Source organism: Streptomyces lienomycini (assembly GCF_027947595.1).
Lineage (GTDB): Bacteria > Actinomycetota > Actinomycetes > Streptomycetales > Streptomycetaceae > Streptomyces > Streptomyces lienomycini.
In genome coordinates this window covers 5,640,001-5,661,699 of sequence record NZ_CP116257.1, presented here as the reverse complement: position 1 = coordinate 5,661,699, position 21,699 = coordinate 5,640,001, and the positions used below count along the sequence as shown (strand labels likewise).

The 21,699-nt window shown below is 71.0% G+C and carries 23 protein-coding genes; 14 read left to right on the top strand and 9 right to left on the bottom strand.

What is annotated here, in order from left to right; translation table 11 throughout:
• Positions 1 to 226: 226 nt before the first annotated feature.
• Positions 227 to 931, top strand: a complete 705-nt coding sequence (gene fabG, locus BJ961_RS25805; RefSeq protein WP_271415179.1) for a 3-oxoacyl-[acyl-carrier-protein] reductase — start codon at positions 227 to 229, stop codon at positions 929 to 931.
• A 5-nt stretch (positions 932 to 936) separates the two neighbouring features.
• Positions 937 to 1,704, top strand: coding sequence for an enoyl-ACP reductase FabI (gene fabI, locus BJ961_RS25800; protein WP_271415178.1), 768 nt, complete (start codon positions 937 to 939; stop codon positions 1,702 to 1,704).
• Between the two features lie 76 nt (positions 1,705 to 1,780).
• Here fabI and BJ961_RS25795 read toward each other — a convergent pair whose 3' ends face one another.
• Positions 1,781 to 2,467 carry a FadR/GntR family transcriptional regulator gene (locus BJ961_RS25795; RefSeq protein ID WP_271415177.1) on the bottom strand — a complete coding sequence of 229 codons (687 nt, stop codon included), beginning with the start codon at positions 2,465 to 2,467 and terminating at the stop codon, positions 1,781 to 1,783.
• Between the two features lie 46 nt (positions 2,468 to 2,513).
• On the opposite strand from BJ961_RS25795, the gene BJ961_RS25790 reads away from it, so the two are divergent.
• The 4 genes from BJ961_RS25790 to BJ961_RS25775 all read left to right on the top strand — a co-directional run bounded on the left by BJ961_RS25790 (position 2,514) and on the right by BJ961_RS25775 (position 5,171).
• Complete coding sequence (locus tag BJ961_RS25790; RefSeq protein ID WP_271415176.1) at positions 2,514 to 3,905, top strand: CynX/NimT family MFS transporter; 1,392 nt, start codon at positions 2,514 to 2,516, stop codon at positions 3,903 to 3,905.
• A 145-nt stretch (positions 3,906 to 4,050) separates the two neighbouring features.
• The gene (locus BJ961_RS25785; protein WP_271415175.1) at positions 4,051 to 4,167 is read left to right on the top strand and encodes an SGM_5486 family transporter-associated protein; all 117 of its coding nucleotides are present in this window, start codon (positions 4,051 to 4,053) and stop codon (positions 4,165 to 4,167) included.
• Between the two features lie 187 nt (positions 4,168 to 4,354).
• Positions 4,355 to 4,561 carry a hypothetical protein gene (locus BJ961_RS25780; protein ID WP_271415174.1) on the top strand — a complete coding sequence of 69 codons (207 nt, stop codon included), beginning with the start codon at positions 4,355 to 4,357 and terminating at the stop codon, positions 4,559 to 4,561.
• 91 nt (positions 4,562 to 4,652) lie between these two features.
• Complete coding sequence (locus BJ961_RS25775) at positions 4,653 to 5,171, top strand: SixA phosphatase family protein (protein WP_271415173.1); 519 nt, start codon at positions 4,653 to 4,655, stop codon at positions 5,169 to 5,171.
• Between the two features lie 129 nt (positions 5,172 to 5,300).
• Here BJ961_RS25775 and serB read toward each other — a convergent pair whose 3' ends face one another.
• On the bottom strand, positions 5,301 to 6,545 hold the full coding sequence (serB, locus tag BJ961_RS25770; protein WP_271415172.1) for a phosphoserine phosphatase SerB: 1,245 nt from the start codon (positions 6,543 to 6,545) through the stop codon (positions 5,301 to 5,303).
• Between the two features lie 241 nt (positions 6,546 to 6,786).
• Here serB and BJ961_RS25765 point away from each other — a divergent pair, with 241 nt between their 5' ends.
• Positions 6,787 to 9,369, top strand: coding sequence for an ABC transporter ATP-binding protein/permease (locus BJ961_RS25765; protein ID WP_271415171.1), 2,583 nt, complete (start codon positions 6,787 to 6,789; stop codon positions 9,367 to 9,369).
• Positions 9,370 to 9,505: 136 nt separating this feature from the next.
• Here the strand turns inward: BJ961_RS25765 and BJ961_RS25760 are convergent, their stop codons facing one another.
• The 3 genes from BJ961_RS25760 to BJ961_RS25750 all read right to left on the bottom strand — a co-directional run bounded on the left by BJ961_RS25760 (position 9,506) and on the right by BJ961_RS25750 (position 12,413).
• On the bottom strand, positions 9,506 to 10,222 hold the full coding sequence (locus BJ961_RS25760; protein WP_271415170.1) for a transglycosylase SLT domain-containing protein: 717 nt from the start codon (positions 10,220 to 10,222) through the stop codon (positions 9,506 to 9,508).
• A 374-nt stretch (positions 10,223 to 10,596) separates the two neighbouring features.
• A complete protein-coding gene (locus tag BJ961_RS25755; RefSeq protein ID WP_271415169.1) occupies positions 10,597 to 11,718 on the bottom strand; it encodes an S-adenosylmethionine:tRNA ribosyltransferase-isomerase in 1,122 nt (373 codons plus the stop codon).
• On the bottom strand, positions 11,718 to 12,413 hold the full coding sequence (locus BJ961_RS25750; protein WP_271415168.1) for an SDR family NAD(P)-dependent oxidoreductase: 696 nt from the start codon (positions 12,411 to 12,413) through the stop codon (positions 11,718 to 11,720). The genes BJ961_RS25755 and BJ961_RS25750 overlap by 1 nt, the downstream gene beginning before the upstream one ends.
• A gap of 217 nt (positions 12,414 to 12,630) precedes the next feature.
• Between BJ961_RS25750 and BJ961_RS25745 the strand changes: the two genes are divergently transcribed.
• The 3 genes from BJ961_RS25745 to chpE all read left to right on the top strand — a co-directional run bounded on the left by BJ961_RS25745 (position 12,631) and on the right by chpE (position 14,814).
• Positions 12,631 to 13,776, top strand: a complete 1,146-nt coding sequence (locus tag BJ961_RS25745) for a GAF domain-containing sensor histidine kinase (protein WP_271415167.1) — start codon at positions 12,631 to 12,633, stop codon at positions 13,774 to 13,776.
• Positions 13,769 to 14,410 (top strand): response regulator, encoded by a 642-nt coding sequence (locus BJ961_RS25740; protein WP_271415166.1) that lies wholly within the window; start codon positions 13,769 to 13,771, stop codon positions 14,408 to 14,410. Before BJ961_RS25745 ends, BJ961_RS25740 begins: the two co-directional genes overlap by 8 nt.
• A gap of 155 nt (positions 14,411 to 14,565) precedes the next feature.
• Positions 14,566 to 14,814 (top strand): chaplin ChpE, encoded by a 249-nt coding sequence (gene chpE / locus BJ961_RS25735; RefSeq protein WP_271415165.1) that lies wholly within the window; start codon positions 14,566 to 14,568, stop codon positions 14,812 to 14,814.
• 148 nt (positions 14,815 to 14,962) lie between these two features.
• Here the strand turns inward: chpE and BJ961_RS25730 are convergent, their stop codons facing one another.
• Positions 14,963 to 15,742, bottom strand: a complete 780-nt coding sequence (locus BJ961_RS25730) for a hypothetical protein (protein ID WP_271415164.1) — start codon at positions 15,740 to 15,742, stop codon at positions 14,963 to 14,965.
• A gap of 153 nt (positions 15,743 to 15,895) precedes the next feature.
• Here BJ961_RS25730 and BJ961_RS25725 point away from each other — a divergent pair, with 153 nt between their 5' ends.
• The 3 genes from BJ961_RS25725 to BJ961_RS25715 all read left to right on the top strand — a co-directional run bounded on the left by BJ961_RS25725 (position 15,896) and on the right by BJ961_RS25715 (position 18,299).
• Positions 15,896 to 16,693, top strand: coding sequence for an ABC transporter ATP-binding protein (locus BJ961_RS25725; RefSeq protein WP_271415163.1), 798 nt, complete (start codon positions 15,896 to 15,898; stop codon positions 16,691 to 16,693).
• A gap of 53 nt (positions 16,694 to 16,746) precedes the next feature.
• Positions 16,747 to 17,178 carry an NfeD family protein gene (locus tag BJ961_RS25720; RefSeq protein ID WP_271415162.1) on the top strand — a complete coding sequence of 144 codons (432 nt, stop codon included), beginning with the start codon at positions 16,747 to 16,749 and terminating at the stop codon, positions 17,176 to 17,178.
• A gap of 179 nt (positions 17,179 to 17,357) precedes the next feature.
• Positions 17,358 to 18,299, top strand: a complete 942-nt coding sequence (locus tag BJ961_RS25715) for an SPFH domain-containing protein (RefSeq protein ID WP_271415161.1) — start codon at positions 17,358 to 17,360, stop codon at positions 18,297 to 18,299.
• 142 nt (positions 18,300 to 18,441) lie between these two features.
• Here BJ961_RS25715 and BJ961_RS25710 read toward each other — a convergent pair whose 3' ends face one another.
• The 3 genes from BJ961_RS25710 to BJ961_RS25700 form a co-directional block, all read right to left on the bottom strand.
• Positions 18,442 to 18,948 (bottom strand): HNH endonuclease, encoded by a 507-nt coding sequence (locus BJ961_RS25710; protein ID WP_271415160.1) that lies wholly within the window; start codon positions 18,946 to 18,948, stop codon positions 18,442 to 18,444.
• Positions 18,949 to 19,144: 196 nt separating this feature from the next.
• Complete coding sequence (locus tag BJ961_RS25705; RefSeq protein WP_271415159.1) at positions 19,145 to 19,684, bottom strand: YbhB/YbcL family Raf kinase inhibitor-like protein; 540 nt, start codon at positions 19,682 to 19,684, stop codon at positions 19,145 to 19,147.
• A gap of 50 nt (positions 19,685 to 19,734) precedes the next feature.
• Positions 19,735 to 20,517: a sporulation protein gene (locus BJ961_RS25700; protein WP_271415158.1), complete on the bottom strand. Its 783-nt coding sequence runs from the start codon at positions 20,515 to 20,517 to the stop codon at positions 19,735 to 19,737.
• A gap of 147 nt (positions 20,518 to 20,664) precedes the next feature.
• Here BJ961_RS25700 and BJ961_RS25695 point away from each other — a divergent pair, with 147 nt between their 5' ends.
• The gene (locus BJ961_RS25695) at positions 20,665 to 21,306 is read left to right on the top strand and encodes a DNA-3-methyladenine glycosylase (RefSeq protein WP_271415157.1); all 642 of its coding nucleotides are present in this window, start codon (positions 20,665 to 20,667) and stop codon (positions 21,304 to 21,306) included.
• Positions 21,307 to 21,699 lie beyond the last annotated feature (393 nt).

The window sequence follows — 21,699 nt, the reverse complement described above, 5'->3', positions numbered from 1 at the left end:
GCTGCGCCGCATCATGTCGCGTCCGGGCCCCCGCGACCACACCATTCCCGCCGCGCCCGGGACCGGTTCTGTAGGGACCCGACAGACAGCCCCGTAAGCCACTGTGGGTGCCCGAGTCTCTGGGAGAGGCCGGGGACCGATAGATTTTTGAGGAAGCCGCCTGCTGTCGCCGCCCGCCGTACGGGTGACCGGGCGGGTGGACGACCGCTAGGGAAAGGGTGATCCGTTGAGCCGCTCGGTTCTCGTCACCGGAGGAAACCGGGGCATCGGCCTCGCCATCGCCCGCGCATTCGCCGACGCCGGCGACAACGTCGCGATCACGTACCGCTCGGGTGAGCCGCCGGAGGGCTTCCTGGCCGTCAAGTGCGACATCACCGACACCGAGCAGGTGGAGCAGGCCTACAAGGAGATCGAGGAGACCCACGGTCCCGTCGAGGTCCTGATCGCCAACGCCGGCGTCACCAAGGACCAGCTCCTGATGCGCATGTCGGAGGAGGACTTCACCTCCGTCGTCGAGACCAACCTCACCGGCACCTTCCGCGTCGTCAAGCGCGCCAACCGCGCCATGCTGCGCGCCAAGAAGGGCCGCGTCGTCCTCATCTCGTCGGTCGTCGGGCTCCTCGGTTCCGCGGGGCAGGCGAACTACGCCGCCTCCAAGGCCGGCCTGGTCGGCTTCGCGCGCTCCCTCGCCCGTGAGCTGGGGTCGCGCAACATCACCTTCAACGTCGTCGCGCCCGGCTTCGTCGACACCGACATGACCAAGGTGCTCACCGACGAGCAGCGGGCGAACATCGTGTCGCAGGTGCCGCTGGGCCGGTACGCGCGGCCGGAGGAGATCGCCGCGACGGTGCGGTTCCTCGCGTCGGACGACGCCTCGTACATCACTGGAGCCGTCATCCCCGTTGACGGCGGACTGGGAATGGGTCACTGATCACCATGAGCGGAATCCTCGAGGGCAAGCGCGTCCTGATCACCGGCGTGCTGCTGGAGTCCTCCATCGCCTTCCACGCCGCCAAGCTGGCCCAGGAGCAGGGCGCCGAGATCATCCTGACCGCGTTCCCGCGGCCCACGCTGACCGAGCGCATCGCCAAGAAGCTGCCCAAGCCGACCAAGGTCGTCGAGCTGGACGTCACCAACGACGAGCACCTCGGACGCCTGGCCGACATCGTTGCCGAGGAGCTGGGCGGCCTCGACGGCGTCGTGCACTCCATCGGCTTCGCCCCGCAGGACGCGCTCGGCGGGAACTTCCTGAACACGCCGTTCGAGTCGGTCGCCACCGCCATGCACGTCTCGGCGTACTCCCTGAAGTCGCTGACCATGGCCTGCCTGCCGCTGATGCAGAACGGCGGCTCGGTCGTCGGCCTCACCTTCGACGCCCAGTACGCCTGGCCGCAGTACGACTGGATGGGCCCGGCCAAGGCCGCGCTGGAGGCCACCAGCCGCTACATGGCCCGTGACCTGGGCAAGCAGAACATCCGCTGCAACCTGGTCTCGGCGGGTCCGCTCGGCTCCATGGCCGCCAAGTCCATCCCGGGCTTCGGCGAGCTGGCCTCCGTGTGGGACAACCGCTCCCCGCTGGAGTGGGACCTCAAGGACCCGGAGCCGGCCGGCCGCGGCATCGTCGCGCTGCTGAGCGACTGGTTCCCGAAGACCACGGGCGAGATCGTCCACGTCGACGGCGGACTGCACGCCATCGGCGCCTGACCGACCCGTCTCCCGGCGGCTTCCGCGGGGCCCGCATCCCTCCCGGGGTGCGGGCCCTCGGCGTGTCGCGGCCCGCTCAGCCGGCCGGGCGCACCCGGCCGGGGCGGCACACGAACGGATAGCCCGCGGCCTCCGTCCCCGCCGTCTCGGCGTCCCCCGCGCGGATCGCGTCGACGAGCCGGGTGTGGTCCATGTGCGTCCCCGGCGTCAGCTCGCCGCCGACGTCCTCGCGCAGCCAGTCCCGCATCACCTCGCCCAGATCCGCGTACATGGCCGTCATCACGTCGTTGTGCGAGGCGGCCACGACGGCCAGGTGGAAGGTCGCGTCCGCCGTCACGAACGCCTCCGTGTCACCCGACGCCCAGGACTCCTCGCGGCGCACCATGAGCGCGTCGAGCTGCTTGAGGTCCTTCTCCCTGCGCCGCTCGGCGGCGAGCCGGGCGGCGGCCGACTCCAGCGCGGAACGCAGTTCCGCGATGTGCCGGGGGTCCGTGTCCGCGAAGCGGCGCTGCATCACGCCCGCCAGCTCGCTGATCGCGACGACGTAGGTGCCCGAGCCCTGGCGGATGTCCAGCAGGCCGTTGTGCGCCAGCGCGCGTACCGCCTCACGCACCGTGTTCCGTGCCACGCCGAGCTGCTCGACCAGTTCCGGCTCGGTGGGGATGCGGGAGCCGACCGGCCATTCGCCCGAGGCGATCTGCTGCCGCAACGCCGCGATGACCTGCTCGGACAGTGCCGAACGACGGGGATGGCTCAGTGGCATGGCTCACCTTCGCACGCGAGTGGACAATCATTCATCCCATGATTCTATGATGGGTCTCATGGCTAGTGACGAAACACGGTCGGAAACCCGGTGGGAAACGGGGACGGAGAGGGGCACGGAAACGGGCACGGAGACACGTACGCAGGCACGTCCCGCTCCGCGTACCCGTACCGACGCGCGCGTGGGGAGCGATGAGCGCGAGGTACCCGGCGCGGCACCGTCCACGCGCGCGTGGACGACGTGGACGACCCGGCTGCTCGTCGTCGGCATCGTCCTGGCCGCGCTCAACCTGCGCCCCGCCATCACCAGCCTGGGCGCGCTGCTGGAAGAGGTCCGCGACGGGCTCGGCATGAGCGGCAGCGTCGCCGGACTGCTCACCTCCGTGCCCCCGCTGTGCTTCGCCGTCTTCGGCGTCATGGCCCCCCGCCTGGCCCGTCGCTTCGGGCCGGGAGCGGTGGTCTGCGCGGGCATGGTCGCCATCACCGCCGGTGTGCTGATACGCCCGTACATCGGCGGCACGGCCGGCTTCCTGGCCGCCACCGCCCTCGCGCTGATGGGCATCGCGGTCAGCAACGTCCTGATGCCGGTCATCGTCAAGCGCTACTTCCCCGACCGGGTCGGCTCCATGACCGGCCTGTACTCGATGGCTCTCGCGCTTGGCACCTCCGTCGCCGCCGCGGCGACCGTGCCGCTGACGAACGCGCTGGGCGGTCACTGGCAGCCGGGCCTCGCGGTGTGGGCCGTACTGCCCGCACTGGCCGTCGTGCCGTGGATCCCCTTCGTACGCAACCGCAGGGAGCCGTCGGCGCCGTCACCGCGGCCGGAGGGCGAGCAGACCGCCGACCAGCCCCCGTTGCGGATCACCCGGAGCCGTACGGCCTGGGCGCTCGCCGTGTTCTTCGGCCTCCAGGCCACCGCCGCGTACATCACCATGGGCTGGATGGCCCAGATCTTCCGCGACTCGGGTGTGTCCGCCGGCACCGCCGGACTCCTGCTCGCCGTGATCATGGTGATGGGTGTGCCGCTGGCCTTCGTCATCCCGCGCGTGGCGAGCCGCCTGCCCCACCAGGGCCCCATCGTGGTGGTCCTGGGTGTGTGCGGCCTCGCCGGCTACGCCGGTCTGTACTTCGCCCCGGTCGGCGGCGCCTGGGCCTGGGCCGTGCTGCTGGGCGTCTCGAACTGCGCCTTCCCGCTCGCGCTGACCATGGTCGGGATGCGGGCCAGGACGGGAGCGGGCGTCGCCCAGCTGTCCGCCTTCGCACAGAGCACCGGTTACCTGATCTCCATCCCGGGGCCCCTCCTGGTCGGCGTGCTCTACCAGCACAGCGGCGGCTGGGGCCTGCCGATCGCCCTGATGAGCGCGCTGATGGTGCCGCAGATCGTGGTGGGCGTCCTGGCGGGACGCGATCGCACGGTGGAGGCCGAGGCCGCCCGCTGAGAAGCCGGACAGCGACGGGACCGGAGCACGATCACGCCCGGGGCGGGAGGCCGCCCGCCCGGCCCGCCGGCACGGGACAGGGACCCGGGGGAGCGGGTCGCGGCCCGCCGGTCCCGGCGCGGGGGACGGATGCGAGACTTGCCGCATGCCAGTTCTCGACCCGGACCCCCAGCACGGCCAGAAGAAGATGCTGATCGTCTTCGGTTTCTTCCTCGTGATCTTCGTGATCATCGGCGTCATCGCGACGATCGCCTCGCCGTGACCCCGCCCGCGCACGCCGGACGGTGGGGTTAACCCCCCCCCCGTCCCCTAGGGGGTGAGGGTCAGGGTCAAGTGGGTGGACCTCCGGATGGGTTGGGGCCCGCGGATTCCGTAGCTTCGAGATGTGCCCGCCACAGGCGGGCCGCGCAGCACGGACCAGCGACGCCCGAAGACCAGCGGAGGCACTCATGTCGGCCCCTACCCACACCCGGCCTCCCCAGGCAACTGGGGGCGGCGTGGACATGCGGCTGCCCTGGTGGGCCCTGGCCCTGCCGGTGCTGGCCTTCGTCGCGCTGCTCCTGCTCATACTCAATCCCGCCGACGCCCACGCGGCCACGGACCAGCCCGCCGTCGCCCACCTCCTGGAGCGGCTGGAGCGGCTGACCGCGCGCTGAGCCGGGACCGGAGCCCGCGCCGTGCGCCCCCGGCGGATCCGCATGTCAACTCCCAGGGCCCCGTGGCCTGTTTCATGCGAAGCTGGATGACATGAGCGTCGCAGAACCCCGCAGGATTGTTCTCTTCCGGCATGCGAAAGCCGACTGGCCACAGGTGACCGACCATGAGCGGCCACTCGCCGACCGGGGCCGCAAGGACGCCGCAGAGGCCGGGCGCCGACTGGCGGATACCGGCGTGCCCATCGACCAGGCCCTGTGCTCGACCTCGATCCGGACCCGCGAGACCTGGAAACTCGCTGTCCAGGAGTTCCCGCACCGGCCGAAAACCGTCTACGAGGAGCGGATCTACGAGGCCTCGCCCGGCGAGCTGATCGCCGTGCTCAACGAGACCCCGGACGACCTGCGGAACGTCGTGGTGATCGGCCACAACCCGGGCATGGAGGCACTGGCCGAGATCCTGGCCGGCTCGGCCGAGACCGAGGTCCGCGAGCGGATGGGCAGCCGGGGCTTCCCGACCGCCGCCTTCGCCGTCCTGACCTTCACGGGCTCCTGGAAGGACGTGGAGCCGGGCACGGCCGCCCTGGTCGACTACTGGGCGCCGACCGACTGATCCACTCCCGCACGACGGGGCCCGGCCCCGGCAGCCACGCGGTCCGGGCCCTCGCCCTGCCGGACGTGCGTACGCCGCTCCCCAGGATCGCGGACGGGCGCCGGGTCTCCGACGGGCGCGGGCGCCGGGTCAGAGACGACTCGGGGGCAGGCCGAGGCCCTCGCCCAGGCCCTCGTCCAGCGTGTCCGCGGCCTCGACCTCCTCGCGGGTGATGCCCAGCAGGTAGAGCACCGTGTCCAGGAAGGGCACGTTCACCGCGGTGTGCGCCGCCTCGCGCACCACCGGCTTGGCGTTGAAGGCGACGCCGAGCCCGGCCGCGTTCAGCATGTCCAGGTCGTTGGCGCCGTCACCGATCGCCACGGTCTGCGACAGCGGTACGCCCGCCTCGGCGGCGAACCGGCGCAGCAGCCGCGCCTTGCCCGCCCGGTCCACGATCTCCCCGGTGACCCGCCCGGTCAGCCGGCCGTCGGCGATCTCCAGCGTGTTGGCCTGCGCGAAGTCCAGCCCCAGCTGCTCCCGCAGAGCGTCGGTGACCTGGGTGAAGCCGCCGGAGACGACCCCCACCTGGTAACCGAGCCGCTTCAGGGTGCGGATCAGGGTGCGCGCACCCGGCGTCAGCCGCACCTCGGCGCGCACCTTCTCCACCACCGAGGCGTCCAGCCCCGCCAGCAGCGCCACGCGCGCGTGCAGCGACTGCTCGAAGTCCAGCTCCCCGCGCATCGCGGCCGCCGTCACCTCGGCGACCTGGTCCTCACAGCCGGCGTGCGCGGCGAACAGCTCGATGACCTCGTCCTGGATCAGCGTGGAGTCCACGTCCATCACGACCAGGCGCTGCGCCCGCCGGTGCAGCCCCGCGGAGACGACCGCGATGTCCACGCCGAGCGCCGCGGCCTCGGTGGCCAGCGCGGTGCGCAGCGGCTCGGTCTCCACCCCGGACACCGCGAACTCGACCGCGGTCACCGGGTACTTGGCCAGCCGGAAGATACGGTCGATGTTGCTGCCCGACTCGGTGATCCGGGCCGCTATGGCGGCGGTCGCCTCGGCGGTGAGCGGGTGCCCGAGCACCGTGACCAGGGAGCGGCCGAGACCGCGCGGCCGGTTGTCGCCGATGCCGGAGATGATCTCGGCCTGCAGTTTCAGGGACTCCGCCCAGCTGTGGACGGTCGCCCGCAGATCACCCTCCAGACCGCGGGGCGGCTCGGTCACGAGCGCGCACAGCACGATCCGGCCACGGGTGACGACCTGCTCGATGTCGACGACGTCGAGCGAGTAGGCGGCGAGGGTGTCGAACAGGCCGGCGGTGATGCCGGGCCGGTCCTTGCCGAAGATCTTGACGAGAAGCGTGGGAACGTCAGAGGTCTGCGAAGCGCTCATGGTGCTCCAACCGTATCCGGCACCCGGTGCCGTCCGCCCCCGAGGTCCGCCTGGCGGACAGGCCGTGCGGGACGGGAGCCGGAGGGCGCCGACGGAAGCGGCCGACGGGTGCGTACGCGGTTCTTCACAGGGCCCGACTTTCGGTCAGGGGGGCGAGCCTGAAATAGTTCCCCCCGATGTTCGACATCCCTAGACTCCCCGCGACGGGAGCACATCGGGGGACAACTCAGTGGGGCATGGAGTGCCGGAACTCGTACTGGAATCCAATGGACGGACCTGGACGCTCGATCCGTCCCGGTCATACGCGCTAGGACGCGATCCGCAGGGGGAGCTTGTTTTCGACGATGCCAGGGTCTCCTGGCGGCATGCCACGATCAGTTTCAACGGCCGCGGTTGGGTCGTCCAGGATCACGGCAGCACCAACGGCACCTTCGTGCACGGGCAGCGCGTCCAGCAGATGGAGCTCGGCGCCGGCACGGTGCTGAACCTGGGCAACGCGACCGACGGGCCGCGCGTGAACCTGACCGGCGCACAGGCCCCGGCCGGCACGCCGCAGGCCCGGCCGCAGCAGCAGCCGTACGCCGCACAGGGTGCGAACGCGGGCTGGGCCCAGCAGGCACCGCCCGCGCAGGAGCCCCAGCAGGCACCGCACCAGGCCCCCCAGCACCAGGCCCAGCAGCACCAGGCCCAGCAGGCCGGCTGGCAGCAACAGCAGGCCGCGCCGCAGCCCCAGCAGGCCGCGCCGCCCTTCCCCCAGCAGCAGGGACCCGGCGGCGCGGCGGGGGCGCCACCGGTCCACGGGGACCGCAGCCCGACCACGTTCCACCAGTTCTCGCTCGGCCGGGTGATGCGCATCGGCCGTGCCCTGGAGAACGACCTGGTCGTCTCCGACCTCCAGGTCTCCCGCAATCACGCGGAATTCCACTCGACGCCCGACGGGCGCATGGAGATCCGCGACCTGGGCTCGCACAACGGCACGTACGTCAACGGCCAGCCGATCGCCAAGGGCGGCTCCCAGCTGCTCGGCCCGACCGACGTCGTCGGCGTCGGCCACTCGACGTTCCAGATCGTCGGCGACCGGCTCGAGGAGTTCGTCGACACCGGCGAGGTGTCCTTCTCCGCCCGCCACCTGACCGTCACGGTCGACGGCGGCAAGCAGATCCTCAAGGACGTCTCCTTCGGCGTACCCGAGAAGTCGCTGATCGCGGTCATCGGCCCGTCGGGATCCGGCAAGTCGACCCTGCTCAAGGCGCTCACCGGCTACCGGCCGGCCGACCAGGGCGAGGTCCTCTACGACAACCGGAACCTCTACAAGCAGTTCGCCGAGCTGCGCCAGCGCATCGGTCTGGTCCCGCAGGACGACATCCTGCACAAGGAGCTGACCGTCAAGAAGGCGCTCAAGTACGCGGCGAAGCTCCGCTTCCCGGCCGACACCACGGCCGCCGAGCGCGACGCCCGCATCGACGAGGTGCTGCGCGAGCTGAAGCTGGACATCCACAAGGACAAGAAGGTCACGTCCCTGTCCGGCGGTCAGCGCAAGCGCGTGTCCGTCGCCCTGGAACTGCTGACCAAGCCGTCGCTGATCTTCCTGGACGAGCCGACCTCCGGCCTCGACCCGGGCATGGACCGCGACGTCATGCAGCTGCTGCGCGGCCTCGCCGACGACGGGCGCACCGTTCTCGTCGTCACCCACTCGGTGGCCGAGCTGGCGACCTGCGACAAGCTCCTCGTGATGGCGCCGGGCGGTTCGGTGGCGTACTTCGGCCCGCCGGAGGAGGCGCTGAACTTCTTCGGCTACGACACCTGGGCCGACGTCTTCTCCGCCTTCGAGAACTACCGCGACTACGACTGGGCGGGCCGCTGGAAGGGCTCGCAGCACTACCAGATGTACGCCGCGGACCTCGACGCCGTCGCCCCGCAGTCCGTACAGGTGCCGCCGATGCAGGCGATGAAGCCGCCGAAGCCGCAGGGCTGGATGTCCCAGTTCGTCACGCTGGTGCGGCGCTACGTCTCGGTGATCGTCTCCGACAAGGGCTTCCTGGCCCTGATGGTGATCCTGCCGGCCGTGCTGGGCGCGGTGAGCCTGCTCATCGACGCGGACAAGGGCCTGCTGCCCAACGCCGCCAACCCGCAGACCGGCCTGATCCGCCCGAACGGCACGGCCACCACGGTCCTGCTGATCCTCGCGGTCGGTGCCTGCTTCGCCGGCGCCGCGAACTCGGTCCGTGAGCTGATCAAGGAACGGGTGATCTACGAGCGGGAACGCGCGACCGGCCTGTCGCGGTCCGCGTACCTGATGTCGAAGGTCTTCGTGCTCGGTGTGATCACCGTGCTGCAGGGCCTGCTCGTCGGCGTGATCGGGTTCGCCACCCGCGAGATCCCCGAAGAGGGACTGGTCCTGGGCGGCGCGACGCTCGTCGAGCTGTCCCTGCCGATCATGGCGCTGGGCTTCACCTCGATGATGTTCGGTCTGATCATCTCCTCGCTGGTGAAGACCGCCGAGAAGACCATGCCGCTGCTGGTCATGTTCGCGATCATCCAGGTCGTCTTCACCGGCTGCCTCTTCGCCCTGAACGAGGCGGTCGGCGTCAACCAGTTCTCGTACCTGATGCCCTCGCGCTGGGCGGTCGCCGCGGCCGGTGCCACGCTGGACTTCAACAAGATCAGTCCGCCCGAGAAGGGCGCCGAGGCGGACCCGCTGTGGGAGCACACCGTGGGCGCCTGGGGCATGGACATGGCCGCGCTGATCGTCCTCGGCGTGATCTGCGGCTTCTTCGTGGCCCGCTTCCTGCGCCGCCACGAGCCCGAGGTCATGCGCAAGTAGCCCGGGCCGGGCCCGAAGCTCCCCGCACGCCCCGAAGGGCGGCACCCCCGTCAGGAGGGTGCCGCCCTTCGGCGTTCGACGGTGCGTCGGCGTCGGTGCTGGTGTCGGCGTCGGCGTGAAGAGGTCCGCGCCGACCTCAGTACGCGCTGTCGACGTTGTCCATGGTGCCGTACTTGTCCGCGGCGTAGTTGCACGCGGCGACGATGTTCGCGACCGGGTCGTAGATGTTCTTCGAGGTGCCGGCCACGTGGTAGGCCTTGAACGTCGGCGGGATGACCTGGAGCAGGCCCTTCGACGGGATGCCGTTGATGGCGTTGATGTCCCAGTCGTTGATGGCCTTCGGGTTGCCGGAGGACTCCCGCATGATGTTGCGGTGGATGCCCTCGTAGGAACCGGGGATGTCGTGCTTCTTCATGATGGCCCGGGCCTCGCGGATCCAGCCGTCGAGGGTGTTCGGGTAGGACTTCGGCGCGGCCTTCTTGACCTCGGTGCGCTGGGCGGCCCGGCTGGTGGTGTCCTTGGCCGCCTCGCGCTTGGCGACGGCCTTCTCGGCCGCGGCCTGCTTCTCGGCGGTCGTCTTGGCGGCCGACTCCTGCTTGGCCTCGATGGCGGCGACCTTCTGGGAGGCGCCGGCGAGCTGGCCGGTCACACCGGCCTGCACGTCCTGGATCTGCTTGGTGCTGTACGCCACCTTGGCCGTGGGAGCGGCCTCGCTCGTGGTCGTCTGACCGCTGGCCGGGACGGCGGTGAGGGCGACGGCGGCGGCGCCGAGCGTGCCGACACCGGCGATCGCGACCTTGTGCGTGCGGGTCAGGGAACGACTGCGACCACGGGGAAGGATGTTCTTGAGCATGGCGGGATAGACCTCTTCGAATAGCGCGGAGGTCGCTCTCGTCCGGTGGGGACAGTTGGTGCTTCCGGCACAAACACCGCGGCGGGAAGTCCGCGGCACTGAGCGACGAGAGCAATTCTTAGCGGCCGCAAAATCCGGAGGCAAAGGTGTGACGTACGATCCGAGATAGTGGATCAGGGAAGGGTAAAGCGGGGCAGATGGGGCTGTTCGCCCCGCTCAAAACGGACGAGTCGCTCTCCTACTCCCCTTCGTACGTGACGTGCGCCCTATGCGCGGGCTCACACCCACCCCCCGCTCATCTCACCGTTGGTTGCTGGAGCAATGCGGTGTGTGAGGGGGTGAGGGCGTAGTCGAAACGGTCTCGGGACTCTCCCCTACGGCAGGAGGAGATGGACGTCCCCGAACTCGTGCCACAGGTAGCGCCCCCGCACCGCGGCGTCGTACCCGCGGTCGATCGCCGCCCGCCCCGCCACCGCCTCCAGCATCAGCAGATGCGAGGCCTCGGGCTCGTGCAGCCCCGTCAGCAGGCCCTCCACCACCCGCACCCCGCGCTCAGGAGTCACGACCAGATCGGTCCACCCGGCCCGGGCCCGTACGACCCCGTCCGCACCGGCCGCCGACTCCACCGCCCGCACGGCGGTCGTCCCCACCGCGATCACGCGCCCGCCACCGGCGTCCACGGCGTTGATCAGCCGCGCCGACGCCTCCGGCACCGAGAACCACTCCGGATACGGCGGCTCGTGCGCCTCCGCCGACGCCACTCCCGTGTGCAGCGCCACCGGAGCGAACTGCACCCCGCGGCTCACCAGCTCCGCCACCAGCCGCGCCGTGAAGGGCCGCGCCGCGCTGGGCATCTCCGCGCTGCCCGTCCCGTCCCCGGACGGCAGCGCGAACACCGTCTGGTAGACGGACAGCGGCTGATCGCGCTCCGTATAGGAGTAACGAATGGGACGCCCGTGCTCCCGCAGCACCGCGGACACCTCCGCCCCCGACACCCGCGCCCACCACAACCGCTCCCCGCGCGTACTCGACGGCTCCTCCAGCACCAGCCGCGCCCCACCCGGCAGCAGCACCTCCGCCCCCGCGGGGCCACCGGCCGCCGACGAGAGCGCACCGGCCGCCGACGCGGGCGCACCGGCCGCCGACGAGAGCGCACCGCGTCCCCTTACTCCCGCACGCGCGCGCGTGGTGCCCCTCCCGTCCGGCTCCCGCAGCTCCACCGCCCACCGGCCGTCGTCCCCGCGCGTGGAGAAGTGCACCACCACGCGCGCGTGCCCGACCCGGCCGTCGACGGCCGCGGCCAGCGTGGGCGAGGTGTTGACCACCAGCAGGTCACCGGCCCGCAGCAGCCCCGGCAGCTCCCGGAACCGGTGGTGCGACACCTCGGTGCCCCGCGACACCAGCAGCCGCACGTCGTCCCGCTCCAGCCCCGGTCCCCGCTGCTCCGCCGGCACCCGGGCCGACAGCTCCTCCGGAACCCTCAGCGCCAGCGACATCAGCGCGCCTCCAGCAGCGCCGGCGCCCCGTAGCGCCCACTGGCCGGCCGCTCGTCCAGCAGCCGCAGCAGGGCCGGGACGACACTCACCGGGTCCGGTCGCGGATCGTCGTCGTCCGGTACGGCCGCCGCGTACAGGTCCGTCGCCATGTCCCCCGGATCGACCGCCCAGACCCGCAGGCCCGGCTCCTCGACGCCCAGCACCGCCGCCAACTGGTCCAGCGCGGCCTTGGAAGCCCCGTAGCCGCCCCACGTCTCGTACGCCTCGGCGGCCGCGTCCGAGCTGACCGTCACCACCGCGCCCGCGGGCGCCGTACGCAGAGCCGGAAGCGCCTCCCGGACGAGCCCCAGCGCCGCCACCACGTTCACCTCCAAGGCCCGGCGCAGCCCGTCCAGGGGCAGCTCCTCCAGCCGCACCAACGGCTCGGCGCCCAGCGCGCTCGCATTGCTCACCAGCAGATCCACGCCGCCCAGCCGCCGGGCCTCCGTCACCAGTCCCGCACGGTGCCCGGAGTCGGTGACGTCACCGGGCAGTGCCCTCACGCGCGTGCCGTACGCCTCCAGCGCCCTCGCCGTCTCCCCGAGCACGTCCGGGTCCCTGGCGTCCAGCACCAGGTCCCAGCCCCGTGCCGCCAGCGCCCCGGCGAGCGCCCGGCCCAGCCCCTTCGACGCCCCCGTGATGATCGCAACCGGCATGACACGCCCCTTCCGTCGGTCCCCGCCGCCCGATCGGCCGGCGTGATCCTCAACGTAGGAACCGGCCCGAGCCGGTCGCCTCGGGCACGGGCCCCATCCCGGCAGGGCCCTTCGCCCTAGGCCCGACGGGCGGGACCCAGGTCCTAGGCCCACCGCCCTAGGCGCGGGCCGCCCCAGGTCCGATCCGGCCGTCACCGCCCGCCGCTACCGTGAGGACATGAGTCACGGTCCCCGGTCCGGCCTCACCGCGGTGAGTTCCGCGCTGCTGGCCATGAGCAGGCACCTCGAGGTGCGCGACGTCCTCAAGACGATCGTCGCCTCGGCCCGCGAGCTGCTCGACGCGCAGTACGCCGCCCTCGGCGTCCCCGACGACCACGGCGGCTTCGCCCAGTTCGTGGTCGACGGCGTCAGCGAGGAGCAGTGGAAGGCCATCGGCCCCCTCCCGCGCCAGCACGGCATCCTCGCCGCGATGCTCCACGAGGCCACTCCCGAGCGACTGGCCGACGTCCGCACCGACCCCCGCTTCGAGGGCTGGCCCTCCGCCCACCCCGACCTGATCGACTTCCTGGGCCTGCCGATCCGGGACGGCGACGAGGTCATCGGCGCCCTCTTCCTGGCCAACAAGAACTGCCCGAAACCGGCAGGCACCTGCGGCTTCACCGAGGACGACGAGGAACTGCTCGGCATCCTCGCCCAGCACGCCGCGATCGCCCTCACCAACGCGCGCCTGTACGAACGCAGCCGCGAGCTGACCATCGCCGAGGAGCGCTCCCGCCTCGCCCACGAGCTGCACGACGCGGTCAGCCAGAAGCTCTTCTCCCTGCGCCTGACCGCCCAGGCCGCCACCGCCCTGGTCGACCGCGACCCCGCGCGCGCCAAGGACGAGCTGCACCAGGTCGCCACGCTCGCCGCGGAGGCCGCCGACGAGCTGCGCGCCGCCGTCGTCGAGCTGCGCCCCGCCGCCCTGGAGGAGGACGGCCTCGTCGCCACCCTGCGCACCCAGATCCAGGTCCTCGACCGCGCCCACGCCGCGCACGTGACCTTCACCGGCCACGGGGTCAAGGCACTGCCCGCCGCCCAGGAGGAGGCGCTGCTGCGCGTCGCCCAGGAGGCGCTGCACAACGCCCTGCGCCACTCCGGCGCCGAACACGTCGAGGTGGCCCTGCACCGGCAGGGCACCGGGGCCGTCCTGCGGGTGACCGACGACGGCGGCGGCTTCGACCCGCGCACCGTGCGCAGCGCCGGACGCCATCTCGGACTGGTCTCGATGCGCGACCGGGCAGGCGGCACCGGGGGCCGGCTGACCGTGCGGTCCGCGCCCGGCAAGGGCACCACGATCGAGATGGAGGTTCCCGGTGGCTGACGCAATCAAGGTGCTGATCGTCGACGACCACCAGGTGGTCCGGCGGGGCCTGCGCACCTTCCTGGAGGTGCAGGACGACATCCGGGTCGTCGGCGAGGCGGCCGACGGCGCCGAGGGCGTCGCACGCGCCGAGGAACTGAAACCCGACGTGATCCTCATGGACGTCAAGATGCCGGGCATGGACGGCGTCGACGCGCTGCGCGGACTGCGCGAGCTGGACAACCACGCGCGCGTGCTGATCGTCACCAGCTTCACCGAGCAGCGCACCGTCGTCCCGGCCCTGCGGGCGGGCGCCGCCGGCTACGTCTACAAGGACGTCGACCCCGACGCGCTGGCCGGTGCCATCCGCTCCGTCCACGCCGGCCACATCCTGCTCCAGCCCGAGGTCGCGGGCGCCCTGCTGAGCCAGGAGGCAAGCAACTCGGGCCCGAGCAGAGCGGGCTCCCTCACCGAGCGTGAGCGCGAGGTGCTGGGCCTGATAGCGGACGGCCGCTCCAACCGGGAGATCGCCCGTGCGCTGGTGCTCTCCGAGAAGACCGTGAAGACCCACGTCTCGAACATCCTGATGAAACTCGACCTGGCGGACCGCACCCAGGCCGCCCTGTGGGCCGTACGCCACGGAGTGACCGGCTGACGGCGTACGCGCCACCGCGGCGGAGGGTTCCCGTCCGGTCGGAGATTCATACCGTCGTGGGAATGTCCCCCATATGGCGCATCCTTCGAGGGGGCCGGCCGTTCTCCAGTGCGTGCCGCGGTGATCACCGCGGCGATCGCAAGGAGGGCTTGTAAGTGAAGAACCTGAAGAAGGCAGCGGCCGTGACGATGGTGGCCGGCGGTCTGATCGCCGCCGGTGCGGGCATGGCCTCCGCCACCGACGGCGGCGCCCACGCCCACGGCCAGGCCATCGGCTCCCCGGGTGTCGCCTCCGGCAACCTGGTCCAGGCGCCGATCCACATCCCGGTCAACGCCGTCGGCAACAGCGTCAACGTCATCGGCCTCCTGAACCCGGCCTTCGGCAACCTCGGCGTCAACCACTGACGCAGGCCGCCTCCCAGGCCGCCTCAGCAGCGGGCCATCGTGCCGCTGGGGCGGCACGGGTGGGCGCTGCGGCACCTCGTCGGCGCCGAGCAGCGCACCCCGGCCCGCGCCCGCACTCACGCCGGGCGCCCGCCGAGAGACGGCGCCGTCACCGCCCCCGCTCCACCACAACGGAGTTGTACGCCGCGACCTGCGCCCGCCGAGCCACCCGCTCCACCGGCCGCAGGGCATCCCCCCGCGCCGACATCTCCGACGCACTCACCGCGCCCCCGTGCCCGTTCCGCGAGGCCAGCGACACCAGCATCCCCACCCGCTGCGCCAACTCCAGCACCCGCACCGCCCGCGGTGGATACCCCGGCGCCAGCACCTCCCGCCCCCGCTCCGCCCGCGCCCGGTACGCCGCGACCGCCGCCTCCGCCACCGGCCCCGACCCGGCCACGTCCAGCCGCGTCAGCACCTCCGTCGCGTCCCGCAGCGCCTCCGCCAACTCCCGCTCCGCCTCCCCGAGCGAGGGCACGTCCGCGGGCGGAGCCTCCCGCACCGGCAGGCAGTGCCACACCACCTCGACGTGCACATCGCCCTCGGGCCCCGCCTCGTACACCTCCGGCACCAGCCCCAGCGCGGCCCCCTCGCAGATCACCGCCTCCTCGGCCTCCAACGCCCGCGCGTTGAAGTCCGGCGGCCCGCTCAGCCCCAGCGGATGCCCCGGCGCGGGCAGCGCGACCCGCAGCCCACTCGCCCCCAGCGCCCGCAGCCGCCCCAGCGCCAGCGTGAGACCGACCGGCGCCGATTCGCCGGGCAGCCCCTCGACCCGGTGCACCGCGTCCTCGCCGACGATCGCGATCACGGCGTCGTCGGGCGAGACCATATGGGCAATAAGGGCATTTCCCCAGGCGGCGAGGCGCCCTGCACGTGGTTCCGAGAGCATGCCCCCACCCTAAGGACCGGACCGATGGAACGGTGAAGCCGACCGGTGGCGTAGATTTCCTGGAGGGGCCTGCGCCCACCGGCGCCGCGGCCCGAACCACAGGTGTACGCGACAGCCGAGACCGGCCACAATGCAAGGGGAGACAACGCGCTCATGAGCGATGTTCTGGAGCTTCAGGACGTATCCGTGGTCCGCGAGGGCCGGGCTCTGGTGGACCAGGTCTCCTGGTCGGTCAAGGAGGGCGAGCGCTGGGTCATCCTCGGCCCCAACGGCGCCGGCAAGACCACCCTCCTCAATGTCGCCTCCAGCTACCTCTACCCCAGCAGCGGCAGCGCCAGCATCCTCGGCGAGACCCTCGGCAGGCCCGGCACCGACGTCTTCGAACTGCGCCCGCGCATCGGCGTCGCCGGCATCGCCATGGCCGACAAGCTGCCCAAGCGCCAGACCGTCCTGCAGACCGTCCTGACCGCCGCGTACGGCATGACCGCCGGCTGGCAGGAGGAGTACGAGGACATCGACGAGCAGCGCGCCCGCGCCTTCCTCGACCGCCTCGGCATGACCGAGTACCTGGACCGCAGGTTCGGCACCCTCTCCGAGGGCGAGCGCAAGCGCACCCTGATCGCCCGCGCCCTGATGACCGACCCCGAGCTGCTCCTGCTCGACGAGCCGGCCGCCGGCCTCGACCTCGGCGGCCGCGAGGACCTCGTCCGCCGCCTCGGCAGGCTCGCCCGCGACCCGATCGCCCCCTCCATGATCATGGTCACCCACCATGTGGAGGAGATCGCCCCGGGCTTCACCCATGTCCTGATGATCCGTCAGGGCAAGGTCATGGCCGCCGGCCCCCTGGAGCTCGAACTCACCTCCCGCAACCTGTCCCGGTGCTTCGGACTCCCGCTCATCGTCGAGCAGGCCGGGGACCGTTGGACCGCGAAGGGACTCCCGCTGTCCTGACCGCCCCCCGTGCGCCCTGTCCCGGACACGCCCAACGGACCTACCATGACCGTGTGAACGACATCGACGCATGGGTGTGGTGGCTCGTCGCCGCGGCAGCGCTCGGAATTCCGCTCGTCGTGACCGCGATGCCGGAGTTCGGGATGTTCGCCGTCGGCGCGGTCGCCGCCGCCGTGGCCTCGGGACTCGGCGCGGGCCTCGTCGTCCAGGTACTCGTCTTCGTCATCGTCTCGGTCGCCCTCATCGCGGTCGTACGGCCCATCGCCGCCCGGCACCGCGCCCAACGGCCGCAACTGACCACGGGCGTGGACGCCCTGAAGGGCAGACAGGCCGTCGTCCTGGAGCGGGTCGACGGCGCCGGCGGCCGGATCAAACTCGCCGGGGAGGTCTGGTCGGCGCGTGCCCTCGACACCGGGCGAGCCTTCGAGGCGGGCGAGGAAGTGGACGTCGTGGAGATCGACGGAGCGACGGCGGTCGTCATGTGACCTCGCCGTGCACAAGTGGCCCGAACGCCCCCCGAGTCGTACGACGGTCTGTCAGACTCGACCAGCAAGATCCTCAACAGCCGTAAGATCAGCAGTAGTCAGGGTCAACCGGGTCAACGGAACCCGGTCAACAAGGATCTGCCGGAGCACCGAGGCGGAGAAGGGGACGGACAACCACGATGGAACCGGTCATCATCGTCTTGATCATCCTGGTGGTGTTGGTCTTCATCGCCCTGATCAAGACCATCCAGGTCATCCCACAGGCCAGCGCCGCCATCGTCGAGCGCTTCGGCCGCTACACACGGACGCTGAACGCGGGCCTGAACATCGTGGTCCCGTTCATCGACACCATCCGCAACCGCATCGACCTGCGCGAACAGGTCGTCCCCTTCCCGCCGCAGCCGGTGATCACCCAGGACAACCTGGTCGTCAACATCGACACCGTCATCTACTACCAGGTGACCGACGCGCGCGCCGCGACCTACGAGGTCGCCAGCTACATCCAGGCGATCGAGCAGCTCACCGTCACCACCCTGCGCAACATCATCGGCGGCATGGACCTGGAACGGACCCTGACCTCCCGCGAGGAGATCAACGCGGCCCTGCGCGGCGTCCTCGACGAGGCCACCGGCAAGTGGGGCATCCGCGTCAACCGCGTCGAACTCAAGGCCATCGAACCGCCCACCTCCATCCAGGACTCGATGGAGAAGCAGATGCGCGCCGACCGCGACAAGCGCGCCGCGATCCTCCAGGCCGAAGGTGTCCGGCAGTCCGAGATCCTGCGAGCCGAGGGCGAGAAGCAGTCCCAGATCCTGCGCGCCGAGGGTGAGGCCAAGGCCGCCGCCCTGCGCGCCGAGGGCGAGGCCCAGGCCGTCCGCACGGTCTTCGAGGCCATCCACGCCGGCGACCCGGACCAGAAGCTGCTCTCCTACCAGTACCTCCAGATGCTCCCGAAGATCGCCGAGGGCGACGCCAACAAGCTCTGGATCGTCCCCAGCGAGATCGGCGACGCCCTCAAGGGCCTCTCCGGAGCCATGGGCAACCTCGGCGGCCTGGGCGGCGGCAACGGCGGCGCGAGCGTCCCGGCCCAGGAACGCCGCGAGAAGCCGACGATCGACTGACGGCACTCACTGATCGCCGGGTGCCCGTGGCGCCCCTTCGGGGGCGCGGGACTGTATCGATGTGCGGCTCCGCCGCATGGGCGCGACCAGCCACAGACAGCCCCCACCCGGCGACAGGACCCCAGCCCCGACGGCGCGGCCGTCACGCCGCGTCCAACACCAACCACTCCGGCAGCGCAGCGAAGTCGTCCCGAGCCAGCGCCAGCAGCATCGCGTCCGCAGGAGTCGGCTCGAACGGCTCCCTGAGCAACGGCATACCCGCCTGCTCCGGCGTCCGGTTCGCCTTGCGGTGATTGTCCTCCGCACACGAGGCCACGGTGTTCAGCCAGGTGTCCTGCCCGCCGTGCGACCGCGGCACCACGTGGTCGACGGTCGTCGCCCGCCGCCCGCAGTACGCGCACCGGTGCCGGTCCCGGACGAGTACGCCCCGCCTCGACCACGGAGCGCGTCTTCGAAACGGCACCCGTACGTAGTGGCACAACCTGATCACCCGGGGCGCGGGTATGTCGAGCGCGGCTCCGCGCATCCGCAGCGAGGGGTGGGCCTGCTCGACGACGGCCTTGTCCTGGAGCACCAGAACGACGGCGCGATTCAACGTCACCGTCGACAACGGCTCGAAGCTCGCGTTCAGCACCAGCGTGTCCCGCATACAGCCCACCTCCCGTGCGCACCGGCCCACCCCCTGGCGGGCTGGGATCAACTCTGGCCGGGCACGCCGGGATGGACAACGCAATATCTGCTGCTCCAACGAGGACGCCCCCACCGTCCCCCGGCAACAAAAATGCCCGCCCCTGATCCATTCCAAGACCGGAGGCGGGCAAACGTTCCAGGAACGCTCGGAACACTCAGCTGTCCGCGGGCACCTCGTACTCACCGACGAGCTGGGCCCGAGCGATCGTGTGGAAACGCAGGTTGAAGCCGACGAACGCCGGAGTGCCGTCCGCGTCCGGCCCCAGCTTCTCCTGGTCCACGGCGTACACCGTGAACACGTACCGGTGCGGGCCGTCCCCGGCCGGCGGCGCGGCCCCGCCGAAGTCCCTGCTGCCGTAGTCGTTGCGTGCCTGTACGGCACCCTCCGGCAGCCCCTCGAACGTGCCGCTGCCCGCGCCCACCGGCAGCTCGGTCACCGAGGCGGGGATGTCGAACACCACCCAGTGCCAGAACCCGCTGCCCGTGGGCGCGTCCGGGTCGTAGCACGTGACGGCGAAGCTCTTGGTCTCGGTGGGGAAGCCCTCCCACCGCAGCTGCGGAGAGGTGTTCCCGCCCGCGTGGACCTGAGCGTCCTTGAGCGTTCCGCCCTCCTGGACGTCCTGGCTCGTGACGGTGAACGACGGCACGGGCGGGTGGAAGTCATGGGGGAGCGGACGCCGCTTCAGCTCGGTCACCTCGGTACCTCCTGGAGTGTGTGGTGCAGAGATGACCGAGCCTAGATCGTCTAGAACCAGTTGCGCTTGCTGCCGACCTCCGACAGCCACTGGTTGAGGTACGCCGCCCAGTCGGTGCCCTGGTAGTCGTTCAGCCCGACCTTGAAGGAGCGGAAGGTGTCACTGCTCTCGCTGAACAGCCCCGGCTTCTTGTCCATCTCCAGTACGACGTCCATCGCCTGCGCGTCGGCCACGAAGCTCAGCTCGACCTGGTTGAGGCCGCGGTACTGCTGCGGCGGGAAGAACTCGATCTCCTGGTAGAAGGGGAGCTGCTGTCGCGTGCCCCGGATGTGACCGCGCTCCATGTCCGCGCTCTTGAAGCGGAAGCCGAGCTGGATGAACGCGTCCAGGATCGCCTTCTGCGCCGGCAGCGGATGCACGCTGATCGCGTCCAGGTCACTGGAGTCCACCGCACGCGCGATCTCCAGTTCCGTGGTGACGCCGATGTTCATCCCGCGCAGGGACTGCCCGTCGATCATGGTGATCGGCGTCTCCCACGGAATCTCGAGGCCGAACGGCACCGCGTGCACCGCCCCGGCCTTCAGCTGGAAGGCACCCCCGAGACGCACCTTCGTGAACTCGATGTCCTGCTTGTACTCCTGGTCGCCGCTCTCCACCTCGACCTTGGCCTGGAGCCCGACCGACAGCCCCTCGATCTCCTGGTCGACCGACCCGCCCTGGATCCGCACCTCGCCCTGGACGACACCGCCCGGAACGACGTTGACCTCGCTCAGCACGGTCTCGACCGAAGCCCCGCCGGCCCCCAGGCTCGCGAGCAGCTTCTTGAACGCCATGTCTCTTCCCTCTCCAGGCTTACGTGTGGATCCTCGATCCCTACAAACGCGAAACGGCCGTGGCCGGTTCCGCGCAGCACACCCTGGCAAGGCGGGCGCCCCCTGGCCACCCCGCGCGCGGACCCGACTGCGTTACGCTCGGACGGCATGATCGCGCGCCCCGACCGTACGCCCCTGCCCAGGAAGTTCTTCGATCGCCCCGTCCTCGAGGTGGCCCCAGACCTCCTGGGCCGCATCCTGGTCCGCAGCACCCCGGACGGTCCGATCGCCCTCCGACTGACGGAGGTCGAGGCATACGACGGTCAGAACGACCCCGGCTCCCACGCCTACCGCGGTCGCACACCCCGCAACGACGTCATGTTCGGCGCCCCCGGCCACGTATACGTCTACTTCACTTACGGCATGTGGTTCTGCATGAACCTGGTGTGCGGCCCCGAGGGCAGGTCCAGCGCCGTCCTCCTCCGCGCCGGCGAGATCGTCGAGGGCGCCGAGCTGGCCCGGCCCCGGCGGCTCTCCGCCCGCAACGACAAGGAACTGGCCAAGGGGCCGGCCCGCCTCGCCACCGCACTCGGCGTGGACCGCGCCCTGAACGGCACGGACGCCTGCACGTCCCAGGACACCCCGTTGCGCATCCTGACCGGCACCCCCGTGCCGGGCGACCGGGTGCGCAACGGTCCGCGCACCGGCGTGGCAGGTGAGGGAGGCGTCCACCCCTGGCGCTACTGGGTCGCCGACGACCCGACAGTCAGCCCGTACCGGGCCCATGTACCGAGGAAACGCCGAAGTTGACTCTGCTTTGGCAGGCGCGTAAGGTAGCCCGAGCCGCTTGACCCGGGTACGGCAATCGCCTGCAGCCGGAAGCGGCCAACCCACTACCTACGACTTCCCTTCAGCGGGAGCGATTCGGCGTGCCCGCATGCCCGAATTCAAACTCGCGGGACTCGATTATGAGTCCACGGAGGAATCGGCTAACGTAGTGAATGTCGAAAGGACGACGGGCGAAAGTCCGAATGCCTCGGCAAATCCCGCCGACAGGGAATCAGAGCCCGAAAGGATCTGATAGAGTCGGAACCGCCGGAAAGGGAAACGCGAAAGCGGGAACCTGGAAAGCACCGAGGAAATCGGATCGGAAAGATCTGATAGAGTCGGAAACGCAAGACCGAAGGGAAGCGCCCGGAGGAA

Coding starts and splice junctions, on each gene's coding strand:
- BJ961_RS25745 (WP_271415167.1), top strand. CDS start 12,631: ATGAGTCACGGTCCCCGGTCCGGCCTCACCGCGGTGAGTTCCGCGCTG.
- BJ961_RS25725 (WP_271415163.1), top strand. CDS start 15,896: ATGAGCGATGTTCTGGAGCTTCAGGACGTATCCGTGGTCCGCGAGGGC.
- BJ961_RS25775 (WP_271415173.1), top strand. CDS start 4,653: ATGAGCGTCGCAGAACCCCGCAGGATTGTTCTCTTCCGGCATGCGAAA.
- fabI (WP_271415178.1), top strand. CDS start 937: ATGAGCGGAATCCTCGAGGGCAAGCGCGTCCTGATCACCGGCGTGCTG.
- BJ961_RS25710 (WP_271415160.1), bottom strand. CDS start 18,948: ATGCGGGACACGCTGGTGCTGAACGCGAGCTTCGAGCCGTTGTCGACG.
- BJ961_RS25785 (WP_271415175.1), top strand. CDS start 4,051: ATGCCAGTTCTCGACCCGGACCCCCAGCACGGCCAGAAGAAGATGCTG.
- BJ961_RS25780 (WP_271415174.1), top strand. CDS start 4,355: ATGTCGGCCCCTACCCACACCCGGCCTCCCCAGGCAACTGGGGGCGGC.
- BJ961_RS25715 (WP_271415161.1), top strand. CDS start 17,358: ATGGAACCGGTCATCATCGTCTTGATCATCCTGGTGGTGTTGGTCTTC.
- BJ961_RS25695 (WP_271415157.1), top strand. CDS start 20,665: ATGATCGCGCGCCCCGACCGTACGCCCCTGCCCAGGAAGTTCTTCGAT.
- BJ961_RS25750 (WP_271415168.1), bottom strand. CDS start 12,413: ATGCCGGTTGCGATCATCACGGGGGCGTCGAAGGGGCTGGGCCGGGCG.
- BJ961_RS25730 (WP_271415164.1), bottom strand. CDS start 15,742: ATGCTCTCGGAACCACGTGCAGGGCGCCTCGCCGCCTGGGGAAATGCC.
- BJ961_RS25760 (WP_271415170.1), bottom strand. CDS start 10,222: ATGCTCAAGAACATCCTTCCCCGTGGTCGCAGTCGTTCCCTGACCCGC.
- BJ961_RS25795 (WP_271415177.1), bottom strand. CDS start 2,467: ATGCCACTGAGCCATCCCCGTCGTTCGGCACTGTCCGAGCAGGTCATC.
- BJ961_RS25790 (WP_271415176.1), top strand. CDS start 2,514: ATGATGGGTCTCATGGCTAGTGACGAAACACGGTCGGAAACCCGGTGG.
- BJ961_RS25755 (WP_271415169.1), bottom strand. CDS start 11,718: ATGTCGCTGGCGCTGAGGGTTCCGGAGGAGCTGTCGGCCCGGGTGCCG.
- serB (WP_271415172.1), bottom strand. CDS start 6,545: ATGAGCGCTTCGCAGACCTCTGACGTTCCCACGCTTCTCGTCAAGATC.
- BJ961_RS25700 (WP_271415158.1), bottom strand. CDS start 20,517: ATGGCGTTCAAGAAGCTGCTCGCGAGCCTGGGGGCCGGCGGGGCTTCG.